General features: G+C 53.8%; 1 protein-coding gene. It reads left to right on the top strand.

The window, feature by feature from the left end:
- The coding region (locus tag E1189_RS26385) for a hypothetical protein (protein WP_230459894.1) at positions 1 to 247 on the top strand (247 nt) is incomplete at both ends.

The raw sequence follows: 247 nt of genomic DNA on the forward strand, positions 1-247 counted from the left end.
TGAAACGCTGGTGGGCCGTAAGGGCCGTCCCAACGTTGTGGAATTCGGCGGTACTGAAAAGTCCGCGTTCGTTCAGGACTTCGGCCTTGATGACGAGATTCCTCAGCAGGATATCGACAACGCCAACAACACCAACTTTGACCCTCGCGGTAACGCAGTAGAGCTGTTGTCCGAGTTGATTGCTCTGGATAGGGAGAAGCGTGTCGCTGATCTCGTGCAGGACAAAAACAACTATGCCCACAAGGAG

It is taken from the genome of Parendozoicomonas verongulae (assembly GCF_009711465.1).
Taxonomy (GTDB): Bacteria; Pseudomonadota; Gammaproteobacteria; order Pseudomonadales; family Endozoicomonadaceae; genus Sansalvadorimonas; species Sansalvadorimonas verongulae.